The organism is Agrobacterium leguminum, assembly GCF_015704895.1.
Classification (GTDB): Bacteria; Pseudomonadota; Alphaproteobacteria; order Rhizobiales; family Rhizobiaceae; genus Agrobacterium; species Agrobacterium leguminum.
Genome location: NZ_JADQWB010000005.1, coordinates 88,622 through 108,161 on the forward strand (window position 1 = coordinate 88,622; position 19,540 = coordinate 108,161).

Annotated in this window: 22 protein-coding genes; 16 read left to right on the forward strand and 6 right to left on the reverse strand. The window is 60.9% G+C overall.

The genetic code is table 11. The features are described 5' to 3' along the window. Positions 1 to 197 precede the first annotated feature (197 nt). The 9 genes from I3J13_RS09670 to I3J13_RS09710 all read left to right on the forward strand — a co-directional run bounded on the left by I3J13_RS09670 (position 198) and on the right by I3J13_RS09710 (position 7,214). Positions 198 to 1,379, forward strand: coding sequence for an ABC transporter substrate-binding protein (locus I3J13_RS09670; protein ID WP_059760351.1), 1,182 nt, complete (start codon positions 198 to 200; stop codon positions 1,377 to 1,379). A 132-nt stretch (positions 1,380 to 1,511) separates the two neighbouring features. Continuing rightward, entirely contained in the window at positions 1,512 to 2,189 is a 678-nt protein-coding gene (gene rpe / locus I3J13_RS09675; RefSeq protein ID WP_003520447.1) for a ribulose-phosphate 3-epimerase, read from the forward strand. A gap of 45 nt (positions 2,190 to 2,234) precedes the next feature. After that, a complete protein-coding gene (locus I3J13_RS09680) occupies positions 2,235 to 2,732 on the forward strand; it encodes a hypothetical protein (RefSeq protein ID WP_196378674.1) in 498 nt (165 codons plus the stop codon). 90 nt (positions 2,733 to 2,822) lie between these two features. Continuing rightward, entirely contained in the window at positions 2,823 to 4,130 is a 1,308-nt protein-coding gene (purB, locus tag I3J13_RS09685; protein ID WP_196378675.1) for an adenylosuccinate lyase, read from the forward strand. A gap of 81 nt (positions 4,131 to 4,211) precedes the next feature. Further along, on the forward strand, positions 4,212 to 4,775 hold the full coding sequence (locus tag I3J13_RS09690) for an alpha/beta hydrolase (protein ID WP_003520442.1): 564 nt from the start codon (positions 4,212 to 4,214) through the stop codon (positions 4,773 to 4,775). A 203-nt stretch (positions 4,776 to 4,978) separates the two neighbouring features. Then, positions 4,979 to 5,743 (forward strand): phosphoribosylaminoimidazolesuccinocarboxamide synthase, encoded by a 765-nt coding sequence (gene purC, locus I3J13_RS09695; RefSeq protein WP_003520440.1) that lies wholly within the window; start codon positions 4,979 to 4,981, stop codon positions 5,741 to 5,743. 55 nt (positions 5,744 to 5,798) lie between these two features. Beyond that, positions 5,799 to 6,041: a phosphoribosylformylglycinamidine synthase subunit PurS gene (gene purS / locus I3J13_RS09700; RefSeq protein WP_003507918.1), complete on the forward strand. Its 243-nt coding sequence runs from the start codon at positions 5,799 to 5,801 to the stop codon at positions 6,039 to 6,041. A gap of 18 nt (positions 6,042 to 6,059) precedes the next feature. Beyond that, entirely contained in the window at positions 6,060 to 6,731 is a 672-nt protein-coding gene (gene purQ, locus I3J13_RS09705; RefSeq protein WP_003520438.1) for a phosphoribosylformylglycinamidine synthase subunit PurQ, read from the forward strand. A 33-nt stretch (positions 6,732 to 6,764) separates the two neighbouring features. Continuing rightward, positions 6,765 to 7,214, forward strand: a complete 450-nt coding sequence (locus tag I3J13_RS09710; protein WP_420867941.1) for a hypothetical protein — start codon at positions 6,765 to 6,767, stop codon at positions 7,212 to 7,214. Between the two features lie 133 nt (positions 7,215 to 7,347). Here I3J13_RS09710 and I3J13_RS09715 read toward each other — a convergent pair whose 3' ends face one another. Beyond that, on the reverse strand, positions 7,348 to 7,653 hold the full coding sequence (locus I3J13_RS09715; protein WP_196378676.1) for a DUF1127 domain-containing protein: 306 nt from the start codon (positions 7,651 to 7,653) through the stop codon (positions 7,348 to 7,350). A gap of 93 nt (positions 7,654 to 7,746) precedes the next feature. On the opposite strand from I3J13_RS09715, the gene I3J13_RS09720 reads away from it, so the two are divergent. From I3J13_RS09720 to I3J13_RS09730, 3 genes are all read left to right on the forward strand, one after another. Next, a complete protein-coding gene (locus tag I3J13_RS09720) occupies positions 7,747 to 9,165 on the forward strand; it encodes an aminotransferase-like domain-containing protein (RefSeq protein ID WP_196378677.1) in 1,419 nt (472 codons plus the stop codon). A 154-nt stretch (positions 9,166 to 9,319) separates the two neighbouring features. After that, on the forward strand, positions 9,320 to 11,554 hold the full coding sequence (purL, locus tag I3J13_RS09725; RefSeq protein ID WP_196378678.1) for a phosphoribosylformylglycinamidine synthase subunit PurL: 2,235 nt from the start codon (positions 9,320 to 9,322) through the stop codon (positions 11,552 to 11,554). A 16-nt stretch (positions 11,555 to 11,570) separates the two neighbouring features. Continuing rightward, on the forward strand, positions 11,571 to 11,804 hold the full coding sequence (locus I3J13_RS09730) for a BolA/IbaG family iron-sulfur metabolism protein (RefSeq protein WP_003507909.1): 234 nt from the start codon (positions 11,571 to 11,573) through the stop codon (positions 11,802 to 11,804). A 140-nt stretch (positions 11,805 to 11,944) separates the two neighbouring features. Here the strand turns inward: I3J13_RS09730 and I3J13_RS09735 are convergent, their stop codons facing one another. Beyond that, positions 11,945 to 13,093 (reverse strand): hypothetical protein, encoded by a 1,149-nt coding sequence (locus I3J13_RS09735; RefSeq protein ID WP_196378679.1) that lies wholly within the window; start codon positions 13,091 to 13,093, stop codon positions 11,945 to 11,947. A 211-nt stretch (positions 13,094 to 13,304) separates the two neighbouring features. On the opposite strand from I3J13_RS09735, the gene I3J13_RS09740 reads away from it, so the two are divergent. The 4 genes from I3J13_RS09740 to I3J13_RS09755 all read left to right on the forward strand — a co-directional run bounded on the left by I3J13_RS09740 (position 13,305) and on the right by I3J13_RS09755 (position 15,800). Next, positions 13,305 to 13,553 (forward strand): hypothetical protein, encoded by a 249-nt coding sequence (locus tag I3J13_RS09740; RefSeq protein ID WP_059760363.1) that lies wholly within the window; start codon positions 13,305 to 13,307, stop codon positions 13,551 to 13,553. Continuing rightward, positions 13,550 to 13,981 (forward strand): hypothetical protein, encoded by a 432-nt coding sequence (locus tag I3J13_RS09745; RefSeq protein WP_196378680.1) that lies wholly within the window; start codon positions 13,550 to 13,552, stop codon positions 13,979 to 13,981. The genes I3J13_RS09740 and I3J13_RS09745 overlap by 4 nt, the downstream gene beginning before the upstream one ends. A gap of 137 nt (positions 13,982 to 14,118) precedes the next feature. Then, a complete protein-coding gene (gene grxD, locus I3J13_RS09750) occupies positions 14,119 to 14,454 on the forward strand; it encodes a Grx4 family monothiol glutaredoxin (RefSeq protein ID WP_003520429.1) in 336 nt (111 codons plus the stop codon). Positions 14,455 to 14,591: 137 nt separating this feature from the next. After that, positions 14,592 to 15,800, forward strand: coding sequence for a multidrug effflux MFS transporter (locus tag I3J13_RS09755; RefSeq protein ID WP_142780179.1), 1,209 nt, complete (start codon positions 14,592 to 14,594; stop codon positions 15,798 to 15,800). A gap of 89 nt (positions 15,801 to 15,889) precedes the next feature. On the opposite strand, the gene I3J13_RS09760 is transcribed toward I3J13_RS09755, so the two are convergent. The 4 genes from I3J13_RS09760 to I3J13_RS09775 all read right to left on the reverse strand — a co-directional run bounded on the left by I3J13_RS09760 (position 15,890) and on the right by I3J13_RS09775 (position 19,520). Then, positions 15,890 to 16,714, reverse strand: coding sequence for an inositol monophosphatase family protein (locus I3J13_RS09760; protein ID WP_196378681.1), 825 nt, complete (start codon positions 16,712 to 16,714; stop codon positions 15,890 to 15,892). Positions 16,715 to 16,743: 29 nt separating this feature from the next. Beyond that, complete coding sequence (locus I3J13_RS09765) at positions 16,744 to 17,571, reverse strand: inositol monophosphatase family protein (protein WP_196378682.1); 828 nt, start codon at positions 17,569 to 17,571, stop codon at positions 16,744 to 16,746. A 19-nt stretch (positions 17,572 to 17,590) separates the two neighbouring features. Then, the gene (gene ttcA / locus I3J13_RS09770) at positions 17,591 to 18,529 is read right to left on the reverse strand and encodes a tRNA 2-thiocytidine(32) synthetase TtcA (RefSeq protein ID WP_196378683.1); all 939 of its coding nucleotides are present in this window, start codon (positions 18,527 to 18,529) and stop codon (positions 17,591 to 17,593) included. Positions 18,530 to 18,590: 61 nt separating this feature from the next. Then, on the reverse strand, positions 18,591 to 19,520 hold the full coding sequence (locus tag I3J13_RS09775; protein ID WP_003520424.1) for a glutaminase: 930 nt from the start codon (positions 19,518 to 19,520) through the stop codon (positions 18,591 to 18,593). Between the last annotated feature and the right edge of the window lie 20 nt (positions 19,521 to 19,540).

The window sequence follows — 19,540 nt, forward strand, 5'->3', positions numbered from 1 at the left end:
TGAAGTAACGCCCGCCGCGACAATGATGTGAAATACTTCCCCACCCATCCGGCGCGGGAGCGAATTGCTCGTCGGCAAAAATAATCCTTCAATAAAAACATGGTGCGCAATTATATCGAACAGCAACAACTACAAGCTGCGACAGCGACCCACCCTCCCGAATCGGACAACTTCAGAGCAAATCCGCCGTCCCGCAGATGGCGATATGCGAATATGATGGAACATCGGCGATTTTTCCTTTGGAAAACCGGTTGTTGCCGATAAACATCAAGCCGGGACAACAGGATTTCTATCACGTCATGCTTTCACTTCGCCTGCTAACGATCATCGCCGGTTTTGCCCTTGCGGGCTCAGCAAGCGCGGCATCGATTGGCATCGTTGCGCCCCAGAGCGGTCCTTACGAACTTCTGGGGCAGCAGGTACGGCAGGGTGCGAAGGCGGCGGCGGCGAAGCTCGGGCTGGATGTCGTCGAAATCCATGAAAGCTGCGAAGATGGCAGCGGCGGCGCCATTGCCGATGGCCTCGTGGCCGCCAAGGTCAGCGCCGCAATCGGTTTCTTGTGCACCGAAACGCTTCAGGATGTTCTGCCGCCGCTGAAAGCGGCCGCCATTCCCGCCATCACGCTTTCCAGCCGCGCGCCGATCCTGATGGAAGACGCGCTGAAATACGGCTGGCCGCTCTTTCGCCTCGCCCCGTCCGACAGGGCCGAATCGGACAGGATTGCGGAGATCATCCTGCGTGACTGGAAGGGACACTCCATCGGACTTGTGGATGACGGCACGATCTACAGCCGCGAGCTGGTCGACCGCATCCGCTCGTCGCTCGAGGAAAACGGTCTGAAGCCCACCCTTGCCGATACGATGCGCCCCAACCAGGAACAGCAGGTGGCGCTGGTGCGCCGGCTGGCGCGCACCGGCATTTCCCATGTCTTCGTCGGCGCGGAACGCAACGACGTCGCCATCATCGCCAGGGATGCCGGGTCGGAGAACATTCCCCTCACCGTCATGGGCGGCGATGCCATGAATGCGGCCAACAATCCGGTCCCCTTGGCCGCGAATGTGCTGGCGGTCACCCGCCCGGCCTATGATACCCTGCCATCGGCCCAGGCGGTTGCCGGCGAACTGCGCGGCGCCGGTATCGAGCCGGAAGGTTACGTCCTGCCGGCCTATGCGGCAGCGGAACTCACCGCCGCCCTTGCGGAAGCCACGCAGGCGCAGTCGAAACCCGCGCCGGAGATACTGGCGGGCGGTACCCTTTTTAAAACCGTGCTCGGCGATCTCGGCTTCAGCCCGTCGCATGACCTTTCGGACAATCCCTATCGCCTGCAGCGATGGAACGGGCAGCGCTTCGAACCGGCGGACAAGGCCGAAAGACAATAGGCGAAACCCGCGCCGCCGAAAATTCGAGGAAACGCAGCTGAAAACCGTCCGCAACCGCGCCGCCAGCCGTTTCAAACCCCGATACTTGGTGTTAAAGGCAGCTTACGCAACGCGTCGAGAGGAGTTTGCCCCATGTCCCTGCCCATCCGCATAGCCCCGTCCATTCTGGCTGCCGATTTCGCCAAGCTCGGACAGGAAGTCGCCGATGTCACGGAAGCGGGCGCGGACTGGATTCATCTCGATGTGATGGATGGCCATTTCGTCCCCAACATCTCCTTCGGGCCGGATGTCATCAAGGCGCTGCGGCCGCACAGCATGGCCTTCTTCGACTGCCATCTGATGATCGCCCCCGTCGATCCCTATCTCGAAGCCTTCGCCAAGGCGGGCTGCGACAGCATCACCGTGCATGCCGAAGCCGGGCCTCACCTGCACCGCTCGCTGCAGACGATCCGCGGGCTGGGCAGAAAGGCCGGCGTGACGCTTAACCCCGCAACACCGCTTTCGGTCATCGAAAACGTGCTTGATGACGTCGATCTGGTCCTGATCATGAGCGTCAACCCCGGTTTCGGCGGGCAGAAGTTCATTCCGGCCATGCTGGACAAGATCCGCGCGGCAAAGGCCATGATCGGCGACCGGCCGATAGAACTCGAAGTGGATGGCGGCGTGACGGCGGAAACCGCAGGCGCGATCGTTGCCGCCGGTGCGAATGCGCTGGTGGCCGGCTCCGCCATCTTCAAGGGCGACGGCGTTGCCGACTACCGCAAGACGGTCGCGCAACTGCGCCACGCAGCGGAAGCCGCGCGGACATAATCGCCGCCGCCGAAGGGGGCACGGCAAGGCGTTGGGGGGGTCGGCATGGAAAGCGACAGGCGGGGTTTCCGTGACACGGCTTCGGCAGCGCTGTTTCCGCTGCTCGGCGCGCTTGTCTGGGCCGTCTGTTCCAGCGCCGCCGCCGCTATCGGCCTCTATGTCAGGAACCGGCTGGAAACCGACCATGCCGCCGACATCATCATGCTTTTCTTCGCAGGCGGCCTTTTCGGCTGGCTGCTGGCCATGGCGGCGCTGCACTTCCTCCCTGCTTCCACCGCCCTGCCGCTGCGTTTTGCGGCGGCCTGTCTTGCCATCGCTTCTTTCACGCTGGCAGTTGCGGCGGCGTTTTTCGCTTTCGAATACCGTATTTTCTATGCGCAATGGCACGCGCCGGCATTCTCCCGCATCTGGTTTTTCCAGCAGCTCTTCACATCGCTCGGCGCGATTTACCAGTTCTGCATTCTCGGCCTTGGCTTATATTTTCCCTTTGCCATCGTTCCGCTCCTGCCTGCGGGCGCCATCCTCTGCCGACGTGCACAATGAGCAACAGAGGCATGTAGCTTGATAGATTGAGATTACCGGAACACTTTGCTAAACGGGCAGCAAAATTCCTCCACAAAGAAAGTCATTGCCATGATCCCTCGTTACTCCCGGCCGGAAATGGTCGCCATCTGGTCGCCGGAAACAAAGTTCCGCATCTGGTTCGAGATCGAGGCATATGCCTGTGACGCACTTGCCGAACTCGGCGTTATCCCGAAGTCCGCTGCCCAGACCATCTGGGAAAAGGGCGGCAGCGCCACCTTCGACGTCGCCCGCATCGATGAGATCGAGGCCGTCACCAAGCATGACGTCATCGCCTTCCTCACCCATCTTGCCGAATTTGTCGGTCCCGACAGCCGTTTCGTGCATCAGGGCATGACCTCGTCGGACGTGCTCGACACCACGCTCAACATCCAGCTCGTGCGCGCCGCCGATCTACTGCTCGCCGATATGGACCGGGTGCTGGTGGCGCTGAAGACCCGCGCTTTCGAACACAAGAACACGGTGCGCATCGGCCGCAGCCACGGCATCCATGCCGAGCCGACCACCATGGGCCTAACCTTCGCCCGCTTCTATGCCGAGATGCACCGCAACCGCGAGCGTCTCGTCAATGCCCGCGCCGAAATCGCCACGGGCGCGATCTCCGGCGCCGTCGGCACCTTCGCCAATATCGACCCGCGCGTCGAAGAACATGTCTGCGCCAAGCTCGGTCTCATCCCCGAGCCGGTCTCCACGCAGGTCATCCCGCGCGACCGTCACGCCATGTTCTTTGCGACGCTCGGCGTCATCGCTTCGTCGATTGAAAACGTCGCCATCGAAATCCGCCACATGCAGCGCACCGAGGTCCTGGAAGCGGAAGAATTCTTCTCGCCGGGCCAGAAGGGCTCGTCCGCCATGCCGCACAAGCGCAACCCGGTTCTGACCGAAAACCTGACCGGCCTTGCCCGTCTCGTGCGCATGTCGGTGGTTCCGGCCATGGAAAACGTTGCGCTCTGGCACGAGCGCGATATCAGCCACTCCTCCGTCGAGCGCGCCATCGGCCCCGACACCACTGTCACTCTCGATTTCGCGCTGAACCGCCTGGCCGGCGTCATCGAGAAGCTGGTAATCTATCCGGACAACATGCTGAAGAACATGAACAAGTTCCGCGGCCTCGTGCATTCGCAGCGCGTTCTCCTGGCGCTGACGCAGGCCGGCGTATCGCGTGAAGACGCTTACCGTCTGGTACAGCGCAACGCCATGAAGGTCTGGGAACAGGGCGCCGACTTCCTTGAGGAACTGCTGGGCGACGAGGAAGTACGCGCCGCACTTCCCGAAGAGGTGATCCGCGAAAAGTTCGACCTCGGCTACCACACCAAGCATGTCGACACGATCTTCACCCGCGTCTTCGGCAACGCCTGAGACTTGAGCTGAGTTTGAGACCTTGAAGTTAATGCCGCCGCGGCCTTGATCGCGGCGGCATCACAACACAGATATGGGCGCATGAAAGTTTCAGAAGCAGATATCCTGATCGTCCCCGGTTATACCAATTCCGGCCCCGACCACTGGCAGAGCCGCTGGGAGCGCAAGCTCTCCACCGCCCGCCGCGTCGAGCAGGCCGAATGGTCCAAACCCGTCAAGGAAGACTGGGTCGCCCGGCTGGTGGAAGAGGTCAATGCCTCCACCAGGCCCATCGTCCTCGTCGCCCATTCGCTCGGTGTGCCGACCGTCATCCATGCCCTGCCGGAAATCGGCAAGAAGGTGTCCGGCGCGCTGTTCGTCGCGCCGCCCGATGTCGCCAATCCCGATATCCGGCCGAAACACCTGATGACCTTCGGGCCGTACCCGCGCGATCCGCTGCCTTTCCCGGCGATCACCATCGCCAGCCGCAACGATCCTTTCGGCTCCTATGAACATGCCGATGACATCGCCGCCGCCTGGGGCTCGCTTTTGATCGACGCCGGGATGTCCGGCCATATCAACACCGAGTCAGGCCATGGTCCGTGGCCGGAAGGCGGTATGGTCTTCGCGCAGTTTTTGAGCCGGCTGAAGGCTGTCGAGCCCTGACGGCGTCGTCCGTGCGGACCGCCTCCCCTTCGATCAGCCCCGGAAGCCTCATTTCAAGGCGCAGCGGTTTCCCCGGCCTGTCACAAGAATTGAAGGGAAATATGCGAGCCGCATTGTAGAATGCACTCTTTTCCTTTATGGGACCGCTTCAAAGACCAAACGCAACGCCACCAGAATCGGCGTCAACCAAGAGACCTGCAATTATGAACCGTCGCCGCCGTATTTACGAAGGCAAGGCCAAGATCCTCTACGAGGGTCCGGAGCCAGGCACGCTTATCCAGTTCTTCAAGGACGATGCGACCGCCTTCAACAAGAAGAAGCATGAAGTCATTGACGGCAAGGGCGTGCTGAACAACCGTATCTGCGAATACGTCTTCACGCATCTGAACAAGATCGGCATTCCCACGCACTTCATCCGCCGCCTCAACATGCGCGAGCAGTTGATCAAGGAAGTGGAGATGATCCCGCTCGAAGTCGTCGTGCGCAATGTCGCTGCCGGCTCGCTGTCGAAGCGCCTCGGCATCGAGGAAGGCGTGGTTCTGCCGCGCTCCATCATCGAGTTCTATTACAAGTCCGACGAGCTGGAAGACCCGATGGTCTCCGAAGAGCACATCACGGCTTTCGGCTGGGCCAACCCCGCCGAGCTCGACGACATCATGGCGCTCGCCATCCGCGTCAACGACTTCCTGTCCGGCCTGTTCCTCGGCGTCGGCATCCAGCTCGTCGATTTCAAGATCGAATGCGGCCGTCTTTTCGAAGGCGACATGATGCGCATCATCCTCGCCGACGAGATTTCGCCCGATAGCTGCCGCCTCTGGGACATCGAAACCCAGAAAAAGATGGACAAGGACCTGTTCCGCCGCGACATGGGCGGGCTTCTCGAAGCCTATTCCGAAGTCGCGCGCCGTCTCGGCATCATCAATGAAAACGAACCGATCCGCGGCACCGGTCCAGTCCTGGTAAAGTAATATCGGCCTCGTGAAGTAATATTGGCCTAACAAGGTAAAATCAGGAGAAGATCAGGTGATCAAGGCACGGGTGACTGTTACGCTGAAGAACGGCGTTCTCGATCCGCAGGGCAAGGCAATCGAAGGCGCGCTCGGCAGCCTCGGTTTCGGTGGCGTCGGCCATGTCCGTCAGGGCAAGGTCTTCGACCTGGAGCTGGAAGGCGCCGACAAGGCCAAGGCCGAGACCGACCTGAAGGCAATGTGCGAAAAGCTTCTGGCCAATACGGTCATCGAAAACTACGCCATCGCCATCCTCTGAAGCCCAGGAGCCGCTCCGATGAAATCCGCTGTCGTCCAACTTCCCGGCCTCAACCGCGACCGCGACATGATCGCGGCGCTGACGAAAATCTCTGGAAGCGCGCCCGTCACCATCTGGCAGACGGAAACGGATATTCCCGACGTCGACCTGATCGTCATCCCGGGCGGCTTCTCCTATGGTGACTATCTGCGTTGCGGCGCCATCGCCGCCCGCATGCCGGTCATGCAGGCCATTCGCGAAAAGGCCGAAAAGGGCGTCAAGGTTCTCGGCGTCTGCAACGGCTTCCAGATTCTGGTCGAGGCGGGCATGCTGCCGGGCGCGCTGATGCGCAACGCTTCGCTGAAATTCGTCTGCCGCGAAGTGAAGCTCGAAGTCGCCAACAACGACACGGATTTCACCCGCGCTTACGACAAGGGCCAGATTCTGCGCTGCCCCGTCGCCCATCACGACGGCAACTACTTCGTCGAAGCCGACGAGCTGAAGGCGATGGAAGACAACGGCCAGGTGGTGTTCCGTTATGCCGACGGCACCAACCCCAACGGTTCGCTGAACGACATCGCCGGCGTCATCAACGCCAGGGGCAATGTCCTCGGCATGATGCCGCATCCGGAAAACCTGATCGAAGCCGCCCATGGCGGCAATGACGGTCGCGGCCTCTTCGCTTCGGCGCTCGGCGTCGTCGCAGCCTGATAGACCGGGCGGGCTTCGAGCCCGCCTTTTTTAATGCCGGCTTTCGGCGCCGTTTCGGCTTCTCTTCTGGATGACCTGATGCCCCGTCTTCTTCGACACAATGCCTACAAGGCCGCCGGACTGATCCTCGCGGCGGCGGCGCTTGCCGCCTGCCAGCCGAAACCGCAGCCTTCCTCCTCCGTCTCCCGCGCGGCCCTGCCGACCATGGAACGGATCGCGCTTGGCGCGAATGCCTGCTGGTTCAAATCGGGCGACGCGGCGTTCAAGGCCTATCGCCTGGCGCCGGAACTCAACTCCTTCTCCGGCCGTCCGCGCATCCTGCTCGTGCCGCGCAACAGCCCGGAATCACGCCCCATGCTGGTGGTTCAGGCCGAAGGCAACCCGGCAAAGCTCGACGCTTTCGGACCCGTGATGAACGAAGCCCTTTCCGGCCGCATCGCCACCGACGTCAAGCGCTGGGCGAACGGCGGCAAGGGCTGCTGATCGACAGGCACCGGCACCCGTGAGAACGCGGTCGACATAAAAAAACCCGCCAGCGCCGGTTGGGATTGGCGTGGCGGGTTGCCGAATGGCTGCTTGGCGCCGGGGAAAGATGGCGCCGCTCTCCGACAAAAAATCAAAGCGGCCGCGGCGGCCAGGAAAACAGCCGGGATTTCGCCGCCTCCTTCAAGGCTTCATCCCGCGTAACGCCGATATCGTCCAGCAGATCGTCCGAAAGTTCCCGCAGGGCGAAACGTCCCTGACGTTTCCGCTGCCATGAGGATACGCCCGCAATCAGGCGACCAATAAGCGTGCGGGCGATCCTGGCCGGAAAGGGCGCCGGTGCGACCATGTCGCCGGCATCGCGGAACACGCGTTCCCGTTCGTAGCCATCAGGATAGAGTGTATCCGCTGTCGAAAGGTATTGATCCATCTTGCGCATATTGCACCTATTGTCTCCGTGCGTTTAGCCTCATTCAATGCAGACAATAAATACAATTGACTTGGGGATAGATACAATGCATAAATTGTCACCATGACAAATTGGCTTCCCGACATTACCGAGGGCGACGGCCCGATTTACCTGCGCCTCGCCGACAGTATCGAAGGCGCGATTTCCGACGGCATCCTGCAGGCCGGCTCGAAACTGCCGCCGCAGCGCAATCTTGCTTACGATCTCGGTGTGACAATCGGCACAATCAGCCGGGCCTACGCGCTGATCCATGAGCGCGGCCTCGTTAGCGGTGAGGTCGGACGCGGCACCTATGTCAATGAGCGCAAGACCCCTGCCCCGTCATTGCCCATGGAGCCGGCAACGGCCGCCTTCGGCAGCACGCGCCACGCCGTCGATACCAGCGCCGAATTCCGGTTGAACACCACCGCTGCGCCGGATGTCGGGCAAAGCGTGCTGATCGCCAGGCACATCGAGGCGGTGACCAGAGAGCATCCCCACGACATTACCAATTATGCCCGCTCTTTTCCCGACAACTGGTGTATGGCTGGCGTTCGCTGGCTTTCCCAGGACGGCTGGTCGCCGAAGCCGGAAAACATCGTTTCGACGCTTGGCGCCCATGCGGCGGTGATGAGCGTGATGTCCGCGATGACCGCGCCGGGCGACCGCATTGTCTTCGAACCCGTCACCTATTCCCACATCAGCCGCAGCGCCGCCCTTGCCGGCCGGCGGGTGACGCTGGTGGAGGCGGATGAGAACGGCATTGTCCCTGACGATTTCGAACGCGTCTGCGCCCAGCAGCATCCCAAGATGATCTTCCTGATGTCGGCCGGCCAGAACCCGACCTGCGCCACCCTGCCGGAAGAGCGCCGCCGTGCGATTGCCGATATCGCCCGCCGTTACGGCGTGTGGATCGTCGAGGACAATCTTTATGGCGCGATGACGCGCGATGCGATCCCGCTGATTGCCGAATTCGCGCCCGACATTACCTTCGTCGTGGGCGGCCTGTCGAAATCCGTCGCCGCCGGCGTGCGCGGCGGCTGGGTCGCCTGTCCCGCGCAATATTCCTCGCGCATCCGTATTTCCCACTCGATGATGACGGGCGGCCTGCCCTTCATGCTGGCCGAACTGAATGCGCGCCTCGTCAATAGCGGCGACGCCCACGATATCCGCAAGGATTGCATCGCCGAACTGAATGAGCGCGAGGCGATTGCCCGGCGCGTCTTTACCGGGCTGGACTTCAATTCGCTGCCCGATATCGCCTTCCTGTGGCTGAGGCTGCCCGAACCATGGCTTTCCGGCACCTTCCGCAATGCGGCGATGAAGGAAGGCGTGCTGATCGACGACGAGGACGAGTTCAAGGCCGGACGGACGGACAAGGTTTTCCACCGCGTCCGCATCAGCTTTTCCGGGCCTTCCACCCGCGAGGAGCTGACCCATGCCTTCGGCATCCTCCGCCACCTGCTGGATAACGGCTCCGCCGGCTATGAAAGCGTGGCGTGATACGGGTCGCAGCGTTGCGGGCACCGCCCGCAACGGGTGAATAACCGCATAAACCGCCAATTAGCCGGCAAAGCGGCGCATTTTCCTGTCGCGCCATGGAGCCTCTTGCGCTAAAGAACCGGAAACTTTCCTCGGCTCGAACCGCGTGAGACCTATGTCGATTCCAAACTCCATCAAGATCACCCCGGAACTCGTTGCATCCCACGGGCTGAAGCCCGACGAATACCAGCGTATCCTCGACCTGATCGGACGAGAGCCGAGCTTTACCGAGCTTGGCATTTTCTCGGCCATGTGGAACGAGCACTGCTCCTACAAATCCTCCAAGAAGTGGCTGAAGACCCTGCCGACGAAGGGACCGCGCGTCATTCAGGGCCCCGGCGAGAACGCCGGCGTGGTCGATATCGACGATGGCGACTGCGTCGTCTTCAAGATGGAAAGCCACAACCACCCGTCCTATATCGAGCCCTATCAGGGTGCTGCGACCGGTGTGGGCGGCATCCTGCGTGACGTCTTCACCATGGGCGCACGCCCGATCGCCGCCATGAACGCCCTGCGCTTCGGCGCGCCTGACCACCCGAAGACCCGCCACCTCGTGGCCGGCGTCGTCGCCGGTGTCGGCGGTTACGGCAATTCCTTCGGCGTGCCGACCGTCGGCGGCGAAGTGGAATTCGATCCGCGTTATAACGGCAACATCCTCGTTAACGCCTTTGCCGCCGGGCTTGCCAAGTCCAACGCGATCTTCCTCTCGGAAGCCAAGGGCGTCGGCCTGCCGGTCGTTTATCTCGGTGCGAAGACCGGCCGCGACGGCGTCGGCGGTGCGACCATGGCATCCGCCGAATTCGACGAATCCATCGAGGAAAAGCGCCCGACCGTTCAGGTCGGCGACCCCTTCACCGAAAAGTGCCTGCTGGAAGCCTGCCTCGAGCTGATGAAGACCGGTGCGGTCATCGCCATTCAGGACATGGGTGCGGCCGGCCTCACCTGCTCGGCTGTCGAAATGGGCGCCAAGGGCGATCTCGGCATCGAGCTTGACTTGAACGCCGTACCGGTGCGCGAAGAGCGCATGACGGCTTATGAAATGATGCTCTCGGAAAGCCAGGAGCGCATGCTCATGGTTCTCGAACCCTCCAAGGAAGAAGTCGCCAAGGCGATCTTCGTCAAGTGGGGTCTGGACTTCGCCATCGTCGGCAAGACCACCGATGATCTGCGTTTCCGCGTGCTGCACAATGGCGAGGAAGTCGCCAACCTGCCAATCAAGGAACTGGGCGATCAGGCCCCGGAATATGACCGCCCGTGGACGCCCGCCAAGGTGCCCGCGCCGCTGGCAGAAAACGACGTCCCCGCCGCCGATATCGCCGATGCGCTGGTATCGCTGGTCGGTTCGGCCAACAACTCCTCGCGCCGCTGGGTCTACGAACAGTATGACACGCTGATCCAGGGCAATTCGCTCCAGCTTCCTGGCGGCGATGCCGGCGTGGTGCGCGTCGAAGGCCATGACACGAAGGCGCTCGCCTTCTCCTCCGACGTCACACCGCGTTATGTCGAGGCCGATCCCTTCGAAGGCGGCAAGCAGGCCGTGGCCGAATGCTGGCGTAACATCACCGCAACCGGCGCTCTGCCGCTGGCGGCAACCGACAACCTCAATTTCGGCAATCCGGAAAAGCCGGAAATCATGAGCCAGCTCGTCCATGCCATCAAGGGCATCGGCGAAGCCTGCCGCGTGCTGGAATTCCCGATCGTTTCCGGCAACGTCTCGCTCTACAACGAGACCAACGGCCAGGCGATCCTGCCCACCCCCACCATCGGCGGCGTCGGCCTTATCAAGGACTGGTCGAAGATGGCCCGCATCCGCTTTGCAGCCGAGGGTGAGGCGATCCTGCTTGCCGGAGCGCCGGCCAGCTGGGGCACGCATATCGGCCAGTCGGTCTATCTGCGCGACATTCACGGCCGTACCGACGGCCCTGCACCGCATGTCGATCTCGTCCATGAAAAGCGCGTTGGCGATTTCGTGCGCGGCCTGATCGAGACCGGTCTTGCGACCGCCGTTCACGATTGCTCTTCGGGCGGTCTGGCGCTCGCCGTTGCCGAAATGGCCATTGCATCGGGCATCGGCGCAACGATCAATGCGCTCGAAGGCCATGATCCGATCCCCGTCTTCTTCGGCGAGGATCAGGGCCGTTATGTGCTGACGGTGCGGGAAGCCGATGTGGATGCCGTTCTCGCCAAGGCAAAGGCTGCAGGCCTGTTCTGCCCCTGGATCGGCCGCACCGGCGGCGAAAGCGTAAAGCTGGGCACGGCACGCGCCGTCGAGATTAAAGAATTGCACTTGGCCTATGAATCGTGGTTCCCTCAATTCATGGACGGCGAAACTTTGCTCGCCGCAGAATGAATTAAGGAGAAACACCATGCCCATGAAACCCGGCGACATTGAAGACATGATTAAGGCGGGAATTCCCGGGGCAAAGGTCACGATCCGCGATCTGGCCGGTGATGGCGATCATTACGCGGCGGAAGTCGTTGCGGAAGCATTCAAGGGCAAGACCCGTGTGCAGCAGCACCAGATGGTCTATGACGCGCTGAAGGGCAATATGGGCGGCGTTCTGCATGCCCTTGCCCTGCAGACCTCGGCTCCCGAATGATTGCGCCCGTGAAAGCGGTTTCGGCAACAGACCGTCTCTGTCCCGCCTGCGGCAGAGCGTGAAACCTGCGGAATAAATCAAGGCCCGCGTGATACTCTCACGCGGGCCTTTTCATGTCCGGCCGAATGGGTCGTCGCCGCTTACAAGGCGGGCGGCGTCTGCGAATCCAGAGCGGCGAAGGAGGCGGCCGGCAAGGGGCCCGCTGTCAGCAGGGTAAAATCGTAACCGGATCTGCGATCCGGCCCCAGCACATATTGCCGGTGCATACGCAGGAAGTTGCGCTTGTTCTTCTTATAACGATCCGGCGAGAGCGAATGCTTGAAACGGATCGGTACGATCTTCGGCTGCGGCGCATCCCTGTGACCGGTCAGGCCCACGGTATTGCACCGGTAGAGATGAATCGGATCGGTCAGGCACTGGATATCGAACCATGTCACCTCCGGGTGACGAGCGATCGTGCCGACGCTTTGGCGAAGCCGGTCGGCGCTCGACAGGAACGCACATTGCAGCGCCGCCCCGCCCAAGGTCGCAAAGGACAGTTTCCGGCCATCCAGCGCATCCGGCTTCAGCTCCAGCACACGGCCGATCACGGCGAGCGCAAGGCTGGCGCCCATGCTGTGGGAAACCACCAGAACCTCGTCCGAAGGCTGCTCCAGCGCCGTCAGAACGAGCGCTGCCCTCTCCTCGATCCAGTCACGGGCAATCGGCTCATCGCGGCCGACCGCGAGCGCGAACCGCCAGTCCGCATAAAGATGCAGGGTATGAAACCGCTCCGCAAACGGCAGGAAAGCCTTCACGAAAAACAGGGCGGCGACGGGAAGGCTGATCGCCAAGAGCCAGAGAGGTAAGGCGAAAATTAAGGGCGACAGGGCAATCGCCGCCGCAAGCGCACCGCCGACAAGCATCAGCAGGAACGGAAAGATGAAGAACAGGCCAAAACGCCAGGCGTGGCGGAAGTAACGCGCCGCGCCGCCCTCGGCGATGATGCCGGCACCTGCCTTGAAACCGAGCCAGATCTGCCGCCAGACGGGCGCATCCCGCAATTGCGATATCACCGCATTATGGTCGTAAACGAAAATGTCGGAGCGCGTCCGCCAGTCACCCGCCGAGGCCTCAACCGTGAATGTTTCGCCCCCGGGCGCATTCTCCAGCGGCCCCACGGCATAATCGACATCCCATGTCTTGCCGGCCAGCGCCGCCGCCCGCTGGTAACGCAGATGATGGGCGGCCGCATCGAGCGGATCGAAACCGGGGAAATAAAGAACAAGTCGTGACTTGACGGCTGGCATGCATGAACCTTCGGCCGGAGCATTTCCAGTAAAAGCGCAATCGCTTTTACGTTAAGACAATGCGTAAAAACAAAGAGATAGTGCGCTTTTGCGTTTCGGAGAAAAGCAAAAGCGCGCTAGAGACACCCGAAAGGATCGCTTGATACAGCGGGCGATGCACGTATAGTAAAAATCGCGACGGAAATGTGATTTATTTATCGGTGAGGGAAATTTGTCTGGCATCGTCGATCAAGTACTCAACGGCGTCGTCAAGGGCGCGCTGTCTGAAATCCTCACCAAGACCGGTATCCGCAAGACGCGCCGCGCGCGCCGGACGAAAAGCACCGGCTCGCTCGCCGGCGGTATCGTCGGCTCGGTTCTGGAAGCCGCGCTCAATGCCGCCGTCAAACCCAAGCCGGCCAAGAAGCAGGTGAGCAAAAGGCGCACAGCCGCTGCCCGCAGCAGACAACGATATCGATGATGTATCGCCTCCCCCTGCTTCCCGCCTTTTTACTACTGGCGATTTCGGGGCCGTTACAAGGTGCCGCAGAGGTTAAGAGCAGCAAAGAGATCAAGATCGGCTTCGTCGTGGAGCTTGATGGTACTGATCGGATATCCGGCACAGCCTTCTGCAAAACCGGCAACACCTGCCGCCTGGTAGACCAGAAAAGTCCAAAGTTAATTCTCGATATTGAAGTGAACAGTTTCTATAGCGAAATGGAGATTGACTGTGAGGACGATTGCTCGTTGCCGAGCGGCAGGCGAGCCATAACGTTCGATAACACTCGCGAATTCGATATTTGGGAAGGCGAAACAGGTGTATTGATACAATCAGTCTTCAGACGGTGGGAGCGGATAGGAAAAATCGTTCTCGACTTTTCTTACCCGAAGAGAACGACGCGCTGGTAGCCGGAGTTTCGACCCGCAATCAGCGATGCCACACCCGCAGTTTTTTACGCTTTCCGGGTGGAAATCGCGCCGCGACATGTTATCTAGGAACAAACAGAAAGCAGCGGCCTTGAACCGCATGTGAAAGGAATAGGCCTATGAGCGGCATTCACGACATGATCGACAGCGAAGTGAAGAGCAACGACATCGTTCTTTTCATGAAGGGCACCCCACAATTTCCGCAGTGCGGTTTTTCCGGCCAGGTGGTACAGATCCTCGATTATCTCGGCGTCGACTACAAGGGCATCAACGTGCTTGCCGATGCAGATATCCGCCAGGGCATCAAGGACTATTCCAACTGGCCGACCATCCCGCAGCTCTACGTCAAGGGCGAATTCGTCGGCGGCTGTGACATCGTAAGAGAGATGTTCCAGTCCGGCGAACTTCAAAACCACTTCCAAGAACAGGGTATCAGCGTCCGCGGCGCGGCCTGATTTCGGCCGGTTCATCCGGCCCACCCTGATTGTCAGAAATTTATGCCAGGCGTTGCTTCATGCAACGCCTTTGCCGTTCTTTTTGGGGCAATCCTGTGACAAATCTTTCACAATCCACCGCTTCGCGCGCAGGCTCGATGGGGCGCACGGAATTCATCGCGCTTGCCGCGATGCTGATGGCGCTGAACGCGCTTGCTATCGACATCATGCTGCCCGGTCTTCAGGAAATCGGCGCTTCGCTGGGCGTCGAGAACGAAAACCACCGCCAATATGTGATTTCCGCCTATCTTCTCGGCTTCGGCATCGCCCAGCTTCTGTACGGACCGATTTCGGACCGTTTCGGACGCCGCAAGCCGATGTTCGTCGGGCTTGCCATCTACATCGTTTCAGCCATCGCCGTGGTCTTCGTACCGTCCTTCTCAGGGCTGCTGGCGCTGCGCTTCATTCAGGGCATCGGTTCGGCGGCAACGCGTGTCATCACGGTCTCCATCGTGCGCGATATTTATGGCGGACGGCAGATGGCGGAAGTCATGTCGCTGATCATGATGGTCTTCATGGTCGTGCCGGTCATTGCGCCCGGCACCGGCCAGATCGTGCTGTTTTTCGGTGACTGGCACCTGATCTTCGCTTTCATGGCGGCCATTGCCGCCGTGGTGACGGCCTGGATGTATTTCCGCCTGCCGGAAACCCTGCATCCGGACGATATCCGCCCCCTGACCGCAAGCTCGATCCTCGGCGGTTTCAAGATCGTGCTCACCAACCGTATCGCGCTCTGCTATACGCTCTCCAGCACCTTCATCTTCGGGGCGCTGTTCGGCTTCATCAACTCGGTCGAACAGGTCTATAAGGGCATTTACGGGCTTGGCGCATGGTTTGCGGCGGCCTTTGCGGGCGTGGCGCTGTTCATGGCCTTCTCCTCCTTCGTCAATGCAAGGCTGGTCGGCCGGTTCGGCATGCGCAAGCTGTCGCACGGCTCGCTGCTCGGCTTCATCGCCATCACCTTCGTCTGGCTGCTGGTGCAGGTGCTGGGGCCGGAACCGATGCCTTTCGCCATCTTCATCGTGTTCTTTGCGCTGGCCATGTTCCAGTTCGGCTGGATCGGCTCGAACTTCAACTCGCTCGCCATGGAGCCGCTCGGCCACGTCGCCGGCACCGCATCGTCCGTCATGGGCTTCATGGGAACCGTCGGCGGCTCGCTGATCGGCGCGGCCATCGGCCAGTCTTTCGACGGCACGGCGCTGCCCATGGTGGCGGGCTTCTTCGCCGTCTCCATCGTCGGCCTCATCTTCGTGCTGATCGGCGAAAAGGGCGTGCTGTTTCAGGCACATAACAAGCCGACCCGCTGAGGGACGATGGAAAAATGAAAGGGCGCGGAATTCTGTTCCGCGCCCTTTTTATTGATTGACGGTTCAATTCATCCAATGTCACTCCGGACTCAAACCGTAAAAATCTTCTCCCGCAGCAGTTCCCACGTCTCCTGATCCGGCGCGAGCAGCAGCCCGCCATCCACATGATGCGGCAGATAGGGCGAGCCGTCGAGACGCGCCGCATAGGCGCCCGCCTCCTGCGACAGCAGCGTGCCGGCCAGATGGTCCCAGGGCATCAGCTTGTTATACATCAGGAAATGCATGTGGCCGCCGCAGAACAGGCGATACTCATGCGCCGCGCAGCGATAACTGGTGAAGAGCCGCACATCGGCGAGGTTCGTCAGGATCTTGCGCCGTGTCTCCACGTCGAAATAGCCGGTATTGGCGATGCCGACCATCTGCGACAATTCCGGCGCCGGCACGACCGACATCTCGGTCTGCGAACCGTCGGCGCTGCAAAGCCACGCGCCGGAACCCTTTTCGGCAATCGCCCAGTCATTGCCCATCGGATCGAAGATGAGGCCGGCAACGGTCTCGCCCTTGGAGATGACGCTCATCATCACGCCGAAAAGCGGCAGGCCAGAAGCGAAATTATAGGTGCCGTCGATGGGATCGACCACCACGGCGAGATCGGCATCGGCAAGCTTGCCGAGCAGCGAGGCATCCGCCGCCACCGCCTCTTCGCCGATGAACAGTGCATCCGGCATAATGTCCTGCACACGCGCACGGATCAGCCGCTCGGCGGCCTCGTCGGCTTCGGTGACGAGGTCGATCGCCTCGGTCTTGATCCGCACATCGCCCTCGCCCAGATTGCGGAACCGCGGCAGGATTTCCACTGCCGCCGCCTCCTGAAGCGCATTGGCAAGAGAGGCGATGTCGAGTTCGAGAGCCATGGGCGATATCCTTCTTTCTGAGCGCGATCTTATAAGGCGACGATTTCCCGTCGCAGCATCTTCCAGCTTTCCTTGTCGGGAGCGGACAAAATGCCGCCCTCCGTTTGCCCCGGCCGATAGGGCGTATTGTCGAAACGGGCCGTGTAACCGCCCGCCTCCTGATGAATGAGCACGCCGGCGAGATGATCCCACGGCATCAGCTTTTCATGGCCGATGAAATGCAGCTTGCCGGCCGAGGCGAGCCAATATTCATGTGCCGAGCAGTTGAGCGACAGCGCCATCTTGATCTTCGCCATATTGGCGGCAATCACCGGCCGGCGATCCTGATGGCTGTGGCCCCAGGAAAAGATGCCGACCATATCGGATAATGGCGCGGGATCGGCAACCCTGAGCTTCGCCTGCGAACCGTTCCTGCGGTTGAGAAACGCACCCTCGCCTTTCAGGGCAACGATGGTATCGCCCATCACCGGATCGTGGATGATGCCCGCCACCGTCTCACCCTTGACGGTGACCGCAAGCAGCGTGCCGAAAGCGGGAAAGCCGGAAGCGTAATTGAACGTGCCATCGATCGGATCGATCACGAAGGCAAGCGGCGCATCGGCAAGGGCGGGAATGACTGATGGGTCCGCCTCATAGGTCTCTTCGCCGACGATGTGGGCCTTCGGAAACCGCTGTAATAAAGCAGCAGTAATCGCCTTTTCCGCCAGAATATCAGCCTCGGTAACGAGATCGACGGCGGACGTCTTTTCGGAAATAGCGTCTGCGTTCAAGTTGCGGAAGCGTGGCAGAATTTCCTGGGCGCCGGCAGCGGCGACGGTGGAAACGAGGAATTCGATGTCTTTATCGGAAAGGCTCATGGCGCGGGGCACTTCTTCATCAGGGAGGGCTGGCCTCCCTACGCTCTTCAGGTGACGCCCCGGTGACAGCAAGCGCCGAAAAATCAAAAAGCCCGGGATCAAGCAGATGCGACGGATTGACGTGGGCAAGCGCCCGCAGCATCACATCCTTGCGGCCTGGCATGCGCCGTTCGATATCCGCCAGCATCTCTTTCATGGCATTGCGCTGAAGCCCGTCCTGCGAGCCGCAGAGGTCGCAGGGAATGATCGGGAATTCCATCGCCGCCGCAAATTTCGCCATATCCTCTTCGGCGCAATAGGCAAGCGGGCGCATGACCATCAGGTCGCCCTCGTCATTCAAAAGCTTCGCCGGCATTCCGGCCAGCCGGCCGCCGTGGAAGAAGTTCATGAAGAAGGTTTCGAGAATATCCTCCCGATGATGGCCGAGCAGCAGCGCGTCGCAGCCCTCCTCCCGTGCAATGCGGTAGAGATTGCCGCGCCTGAGCCGCGAACAGAGCGAACAGTAAGTGCCGCCGGACGGCACCTTTTCCTTCACCACGGAATAGGTGTCGCGATATTCGATGCGATGGGGCACACCAATCTTCGCCAGATAGTCCGGCAACACGTGTTTGGGAAAATTCGGCTGGCCCTGATCGAGATTGCAGGCAACAAGTTCGACTGGCAAAAGGCCGCGCCATTTCAGATCGAGCAGCAGCGCCAGCAGCCCATAGCTGTCCTTGCCGCCGGAAAGGCCGACCAGCCATCGCTTCTGGCCGTTCAGCATACCGAAATCTTCAAAGGCCTGGCGAACGTTGCGCAACAGCCGCTTGCGCAGCTTGTTGAAGGAAACCGACCGCGGTGCATTGTCGAACAGGGGATGCGAGCTGCCGTTTTCTTCGGACGGTTCCTGATCTGCCTCGATCTGGTCGGCCCCGGCCTGATCTACAAAGTCATCGATCTTGGTGAGAATGTTCATCATCAGCTCGCTCCGGCACGACTGCCGTTCTTCATGCAGGCAATGCCCCCATCCGCCGGCAATATCAAGCCCCGAATACCGACCAGCCTGTTTTCGTCGCCAGCATTTCCAGCGCCTGTGACCCGAGCGCCGAATTGCCGACCTTGTTGAGACCCGGCGACCAGACCGCAATCGACGCGTTGCCTGGCGCCACCGCCATGATGCCGCCGCCGACACCGCTCTTGCCCGGCAGGCCGACATGATAGGCGAAATCGCCCGATCCGTCATAATGGCCGCAGGTCAGCATCAGCGCATTGATGCGCCGCGCTCGCCGGTCCGACACGACCGTATGCCCCGTCAATGGATTGCGACCGCGATTGGCCAGGAAGAGACCGGCGCGCGAAAGCTGCGCGCAGGTCATGGACAGCGCGCACTGATGGAAATAAACGCCGAGCGTATATTCCACGGGATGGTGCAGATTACCGAAGGAGCGCATGAAATTGGCGAGCGCGAAATTGCGGAACCCCGTCGCCTGCTCGGATTTCGCCACCGTATCGTCAATGCTGATCGTGTCATCGTCCGCGAGATACCGAACGAAGCGCAAAAGCTCGCCGATAGCCTCACGCGGCTGGTGGCCGGCAAGCACGATATCGGTGACCACGATAGCACCGGCATTGACGAAGGGATTGCGTGGGATGCCGTGCTCGTGCTCCAGCTGGACGATGGAATTGAAGGAAGAGCCTGAAGGCTCGCGCCCCACCCGGTTCCACACCGTTTCCCCCGCCTTGCCGAGCGCCAGCGTCAGCATGAAGACCTTGGAGATGCTCTGGATCGAAAACGGCGTCAGCGCATTGCCGGCCGTATAGGTGGTTCCATCGACAGTGGTGATGGCGATGCCGAACTGGTTGGGATCGACCTTGGCAAGTTCAGGAATGTAATCCGCAACCTTCCCCTCGCCGAGCCTCGGCGCCATGCTGTCGTAAATGGAATCGACGATCGCCTGAATGTCCTGCATGCAAAGCCTTCCCCACAAAC

Bases quoted from the DNA above. Each gene is read 5' to 3' on its own strand.
- I3J13_RS09670 (WP_059760351.1), top strand. From the start codon at position 198: ATGGCGATATGCGAATATGATGGAACATCGGCGATTTTTCCTTTGGAA.
- rpe (WP_003520447.1), top strand. From the start codon at position 1,512: ATGTCCCTGCCCATCCGCATAGCCCCGTCCATTCTGGCTGCCGATTTC.
- I3J13_RS09680 (WP_196378674.1), top strand. From the start codon at position 2,235: ATGGAAAGCGACAGGCGGGGTTTCCGTGACACGGCTTCGGCAGCGCTG.
- purB (WP_196378675.1), top strand. From the start codon at position 2,823: ATGATCCCTCGTTACTCCCGGCCGGAAATGGTCGCCATCTGGTCGCCG.
- I3J13_RS09690 (WP_003520442.1), top strand. From the start codon at position 4,212: ATGAAAGTTTCAGAAGCAGATATCCTGATCGTCCCCGGTTATACCAAT.
- purC (WP_003520440.1), top strand. From the start codon at position 4,979: ATGAACCGTCGCCGCCGTATTTACGAAGGCAAGGCCAAGATCCTCTAC.
- purQ (WP_003520438.1), top strand. From the start codon at position 6,060: ATGAAATCCGCTGTCGTCCAACTTCCCGGCCTCAACCGCGACCGCGAC.
- I3J13_RS09710 (WP_420867941.1), top strand. From the start codon at position 6,765: ATGCCGGCTTTCGGCGCCGTTTCGGCTTCTCTTCTGGATGACCTGATG.
- I3J13_RS09715 (WP_196378676.1), bottom strand. From the start codon at position 7,653: ATGCGCAAGATGGATCAATACCTTTCGACAGCGGATACACTCTATCCT.
- I3J13_RS09720 (WP_196378677.1), top strand. From the start codon at position 7,747: ATGACAAATTGGCTTCCCGACATTACCGAGGGCGACGGCCCGATTTAC.
- purL (WP_196378678.1), top strand. From the start codon at position 9,320: ATGTCGATTCCAAACTCCATCAAGATCACCCCGGAACTCGTTGCATCC.
- I3J13_RS09730 (WP_003507909.1), top strand. From the start codon at position 11,571: ATGCCCATGAAACCCGGCGACATTGAAGACATGATTAAGGCGGGAATT.
- I3J13_RS09735 (WP_196378679.1), bottom strand. From the start codon at position 13,093: ATGCCAGCCGTCAAGTCACGACTTGTTCTTTATTTCCCCGGTTTCGAT.
- I3J13_RS09745 (WP_196378680.1), top strand. From the start codon at position 13,550: ATGATGTATCGCCTCCCCCTGCTTCCCGCCTTTTTACTACTGGCGATT.
- grxD (WP_003520429.1), top strand. From the start codon at position 14,119: ATGAGCGGCATTCACGACATGATCGACAGCGAAGTGAAGAGCAACGAC.
- I3J13_RS09755 (WP_142780179.1), top strand. From the start codon at position 14,592: ATGGGGCGCACGGAATTCATCGCGCTTGCCGCGATGCTGATGGCGCTG.
- I3J13_RS09760 (WP_196378681.1), bottom strand. From the start codon at position 16,714: ATGGCTCTCGAACTCGACATCGCCTCTCTTGCCAATGCGCTTCAGGAG.
- I3J13_RS09765 (WP_196378682.1), bottom strand. From the start codon at position 17,571: ATGAGCCTTTCCGATAAAGACATCGAATTCCTCGTTTCCACCGTCGCC.
- ttcA (WP_196378683.1), bottom strand. From the start codon at position 18,529: ATGATGAACATTCTCACCAAGATCGATGACTTTGTAGATCAGGCCGGG.
- I3J13_RS09775 (WP_003520424.1), bottom strand. From the start codon at position 19,520: ATGCAGGACATTCAGGCGATCGTCGATTCCATTTACGACAGCATGGCG.